We start from the raw sequence: 5,467 nt of genomic DNA, 5'->3' as shown, positions 1-5,467 counted from the left end.
AGACAGTCGTCTTTAATGAGAAGAACCGAACCAAACTTCGATCCGTTCGTCCGAATACGAACCAAGAGTTTGGCACGAATATACAAACAAAGTTGCTCGGACCACAGACACAGTTGTTTGGCGATTCATGAGCAGAGATTCCGTTTATCGGCAATAATAAGCGACTCACGGCTGTCAATCAGTCTGGGAACGTTCGGACGCTTCTCAACAAATCCGAAAATGGCGGAGTGGATCTCCGAGAGGGTGTCCGCCTTGGCGTTGCGGACATAGATAGCGACGGTCGCACTGCGGTGATCTTCTCCGATAATAATGGTCGGATCCGGCGATACGAGCCCGAAACCGATGAAGTAAACACAGTGTTGTCAACTAGCGGTGTGGACGCTCACAGCATTGGTGGGTTAGCCGACTTCGATAGTGATGGGTCACGCGATGAATTGGTCTTTACTGATACAAACAAGAATGTCCGTATTCTCCAAACAGACACTGGGACTGTCGAAACGACAGGGTTTGCAACAAAGAATAAAATCAAAATTGGCTCACCAGTTGTCGATAGCGGGAGCGTCAAACTCCCGGCTGTGAACGCGGATGAGTCGGTAGTCCTCGTCAATCGAACCGGAGGCACGCGGACACTAACCACAGAGGGTCAACCAACTGGGGGATTAGCAACAGTTGACATTGATGATGATAACACCACTGAGATATTGTTCGCTAACGGAAATAATAACAATCGTATCAATGTCGTCGAATTCAATGGAAATACAACAGAGCTGACCTCCACTCCGAACAAAGCCGACGGTAATACCGGGGTCAGTTGACGACCGCTGTGCATACTGAGCACTCCTCTGCTACGGGAGCAATTCAATTGTGTTCTCTCAGCGCTTCTTATTGGTTATGAATATGACCAGCGTCGTTGATTCAATAATCGGAATTGGGGCAACCAACAAATAACAGGTCGTCTCACCTGGAACAGCCTGTCATATGCACTTTTGATTTGAAGCCTCTCAGTTCGGGTCGACACAGGCTCTGTGAGGACTTTTCTTGAAAGGATATAAACAACCAACAACCGACAGCTAAAATTATCGACTGCGTTATTGACAGTTGAAAACACAACGGACCTCAGAGTAATATTGCAACGCAGAATACAGGCACATTAGTACACAATATCCAGTTTATAATAATTACAACTGATTCAATGTGTTCATGCGCGCTACATGACACTATCTATTGGCACAGCTGACATGACTATCCGCACGATATTCAATTCTATTGGTATGCTGTTAGTCCTCGTGAATTCGGCTATCGAGGGTGGCGCTGGGGCCATGGTCGGGACTCCTTGTCCAACAATAACTGAACCCGGTGTCTCTCACATTGATCACTCACCCACTCTGGGACAAGCGTCGTCCATCAGCGGTAATGAAGCTCATATAGAATAATCCGCCCCAGACCAGACCCGCATCTGCTCTCGGGGACACATCAGATATTGTCGGCGACAGTACGGCTGATATTCCATACCTCACTAAGGAAGGAAGGAAGCAATCCGATTTTCGCAACCACTGTTGGGAACAGCGAAGACACAAAAATCCCGAAGAGCAATAGCACCACCCCCGAAATTGATCCGAATAAGCCAACGCGGATCGCAGTTGGTGAGTGGCAACCAGCAACCCTGTCAGGGAAACTCATTCTCGCTGAGAGTAATCAAGGAAACATTGCTGGCGTCGATGCAGATGGAAACGCCGAGGTGATCGCCAAGCCCGGTAACGGCTGTAATGCTGTGATGGGCATCGCTGATATTGACAATGATGGAACTGATGAGATGATTTTCTTTGATGGATCCCAAGAAATCCGCTACCTCAATCAGGACGGCAGTACGGAGAAAGTCCAAACAGGCGGTGTCGGAAGTAACAACGGGACTGGAATTGGTCCGCCTGCAGATTTTGACGGGAATGGCGTTCCGAGAATTCCATCTATTAATGGGAGTCAGAATCCAACACTCATTACAGTCGATGGAAACAAAACGATTCTGAATAAGAATGGTGTCGCAAGGAAGGCTGGAGTCACCCCTGTCGATATTGATGCTGACGGCGATCTCGAGCTCTTATTCTTGGGTAATGACGGAGGGAAGATACGATACGTCGACGATGTATTAGGCTCCAATACAATCAAGACACTCAGAGCAGATGGGAACACAATAACGCCTGTCGAGAAGATCGGGTTAGGATTCGGCAGAAAGTGAGAGCGATAGCGATAGCGACCAGATTTGTCCCCGGCTACTTTGAGTCGTTCCTCCCCGAGACTTGTCAGAGGATTCGCGCTCACCGGATGAATGCTCACAGTCGAGAGCGATTGAGGAAAGCCATACTAGCAGTCTATAGCTCAGTTCTTTCAGAAAGATTGCATACGCACAATTACAATGAGTTAGTTGTGTCACTACAGTAGTCACTTGCGTGATAAATAATCGCATGACTGCGTTCCCTATTTTATTCATGTAAGCAAACATATCAGATTGAATACCCTGTGTTCACGGAGAATATCACCGTCGTGTCACTCGCAAAGAGTAATCAAATACGGCAGGTGACCCTCCGGAGTGAGGCACAGAGTCGACTCCCCCACTCCCGGGAATGTTTATACAGTGTTGTATAAACTCAATCGGTAATGCAAGTGTCTCTGGAGTAAGGAGGAACGTGATCAACACGGGAGCAGGGGTGTCTTGTCTATGAGCCGGGGCAACTGAAGCCATCAGGCGCGAGATCCCCGACTCGTGAAAACACTTAGCCGGATACTACTTCAAGTTAACTGTTAACGCAACACACATTAGAGTAGAGATCGTTGTCTGGAACCGTTTTTCGCAACGTTATTACTATTGAGAACTGAATTCGCCCGAAGAAAATATTCAAACCTCGGAGCAACCCTTCCTGCTACGATGGGAATCGCCAATGAGACAGGACCGAATGAGCATCTGCTGAGTGCTGATATAGCCGTATAGATTCTCCCTGCCGATATCCGGCGGTTAAGATTTCCGGGGGAACTGTCTGTCCATACTTTATTGTTCGTACTTGTATCACTCCCGACGGGTTCAAATAAATGTAGTCTCATGCCCATGCTACATTTTATTACAACCAAAATCCAGAGAACAATGAGATAGCAAGCTCGTGTTACATAAAGAGGCATTTGAGAACCTCCTCGATCATCGGGTTCTGACGAGGGGGATTAGCAACCCTGACGGCGTTTGTAACGCTCACTATTGCCCATGATTGTACGGCTTCTTTTTATGAAGAATGCCATCTCAGTCTGTTAAGATGGGAACGGTTTTTTCAGAAATCGAACACAGCGAATGAGTTCATTAGCTTTGATGCTACCCTGCATATCTGCGCTGAAGTAGTCGGTGGCACCAATAGTCCGAATATGATCAGTGGACATCAGTTCAATCTCGCCATCCACAGCGACGAGCACAGAAGGACAATTACCACCAGGATCAGCTTCACCAGCACTTCCATCAAGTGTGCCGCGATTGCGGACAACGAGTCCGGCGATCTTCTCTGCAGCGATAGACAAAGTTGGGAACTTTGCTCTCAATGCCGGTGACTTCTCCATATCACGATGTCTAACTATTGCACCGATTTCGATTTCATCACCACTGGTGTCAAGATAATCAAGCCCGTCGAGCCCGTTTGTATCAATAATATGATTTGAGATAGTAATTGGTTTGACATTTCAATCTCAAGTGACTGATTCCCTGTCATCAGTTTCACCTCTGGGAGGTCAGCAAGCGATTTCATCGCTTTTGAAACACTGTCTGGGAGATGATATTCGATACTCACCTGAGCTTTTCAGTTAATAATAATATGTTAGTAATGCACATACCACTTGTACGATGTAATGGTGAGATTACTTGTATGAACCTTACTCCGAATTACTGTCTTCACCTGTACGTGAGTGAATAGGTCCGGTTCGCTCACAAAGCTGTCCACCTTCTCGATCATTGCTCACTGCCAGAATCTCGCTTACGATGCTGAGTGCAATTTCGACTGGCTCACCACCACCGAGATCGAGTCCAACTGGGGCTGCAATCCGATCAAGGTCTGCTGTTGTAAGCTGTGCATTATCTTTTAAGAGTGAGTCACACAGTTCTTTAAATCGCTCACGTGGACCCATGACCCCGAGATATGGTATTTCAGTCTCAGAAAGCAGCGTCTCAACAGCCAATCGATCATCTAATAAATTGTGTGACATCACAATAGCATATGTATTTTCAGCATTGCCGACATGAGTGGCAACCTCGGTTGGATGTCCAGTACTAATACTGTCCGCCGGGACCGATGATCTATCAACTGCTCCACGTCCAGAGTGTACATGAGTTGTGAAGCCGACCTGATTAGCTAGTTTAGCCATCGGTGTGATATCTTTTTGTCCGCCGAATATGAGCAAGTTAGCAGTAGGTGTGAGCCCATCAATTAGTATTTGTGTTCCGTCAAGTTGAGTTATCTGAGTCTGGTTTGTGGAGTGAACACGCTCAATAGTGTCACTGAATGAATCGATTAATTCATTAGGTATCTTGTGACGATTATTAACATTCTGTTGTGTATCATTCATAATAACAGTACGACTTCCTTTTGGGGTTGAGCTTTCAGAGTCAGTGACAGTTGCAACAGTCACTGGATCGCCATCAGCTACTGCCGTGAGCGGATAGTCCCAACTTGCATCTAATGGCTCAACGAGCAGTTCAATAACTCCATTACATCCTAGACCAAGCCCCCAGGTCTCAGTATCATCCTGTATAAGATCAAAGACCTCAGTGCGTGGTTCATGAGTGTCAATAACATCATGAGCGATATCCAAGACTGCATCTTCCAAACACCCGGCAGTGACGGCACCGTAACTATCTTTATCCGCTGAGATTAGCATCTTAGCTCCCGGTCGACGATATGCTGAGCCCTCAACAGACACAATGGTAGCAACAGCCGCTCGCTGTCCTGCTTTGCGTAGGCTTCGCATCTCCTCACGAAGATCCTTCTCTGTGGCACTCCAGGGATCATCAGTATCTACGTGTGACATGTTCACCATATCGATGTTCCATGTTGATGACTTCACTGGAACAGCATATGTGGATACTACAGCACATCGGATGATGATATGACGAAGATGTATTATCATACACTGTTAGGTGATCATGTGCAATATCAAGCTGATACACGGCACCAGATCAGAATTCTCTGTATGACGACGTCTGCCGAATTAATCGGAGTATCGAAGAGGTGTTGAAATTCGATTTATATCTCAACTTCAGTCACGGCTCGTAATCGCCTTCCGAAGGAACCAATGTTCATTTTATATGCAATGATGATAGAATTCGGTCTGTCCTCCCTGTAGACCCAGAACCCTGGACTCAGTTGAGGCAGGTAATATAACATGAACTATGTTGACATCATGAATAAGGGCGCTAAATTGTGTTCATGCTGAAAACCCACAG

At 46.6% G+C, this 5,467-nt stretch carries 4 protein-coding genes; 2 read left to right on the top strand and 2 right to left on the bottom strand.

Features of this window, described 5'->3' with window-relative positions; translation table 11 throughout:
• The first annotated feature begins 227 nt into the window (after positions 1-227).
• Positions 228-815, top strand: a complete 588-nt coding sequence (locus J07HQW2_RS15050) for an SMP-30/gluconolactonase/LRE family protein (protein ID WP_021056487.1) — start codon at positions 228-230, stop codon at positions 813-815.
• 665 nt (positions 816-1,480) lie between these two features.
• Positions 1,481-2,233, top strand: coding sequence for a hypothetical protein (locus tag J07HQW2_RS15045; protein WP_021056485.1), 753 nt, complete (start codon positions 1,481-1,483; stop codon positions 2,231-2,233).
• Between the two features lie 1,058 nt (positions 2,234-3,291).
• Here the strand turns inward: J07HQW2_RS15045 and J07HQW2_RS19155 are convergent.
• Positions 3,292-3,678, bottom strand: a complete 387-nt coding sequence (locus J07HQW2_RS19155; RefSeq protein WP_303704340.1) for an FAD binding domain-containing protein — start codon at positions 3,676-3,678, stop codon at positions 3,292-3,294.
• A gap of 222 nt (positions 3,679-3,900) precedes the next feature.
• Positions 3,901-5,052, bottom strand: coding sequence for an XdhC family protein (locus J07HQW2_RS15035; protein WP_021056481.1), 1,152 nt, complete (start codon positions 5,050-5,052; stop codon positions 3,901-3,903).
• Between the last annotated feature and the right edge of the window lie 415 nt (positions 5,053-5,467).

The sequence above is a fragment of the Haloquadratum walsbyi J07HQW2 genome (assembly GCF_000415985.1).
GTDB lineage: Archaea > Halobacteriota > Halobacteria > Halobacteriales > Haloferacaceae > Haloquadratum > Haloquadratum walsbyi_B.
This window is presented reverse-complemented; position numbering and strand designations above follow the sequence as displayed.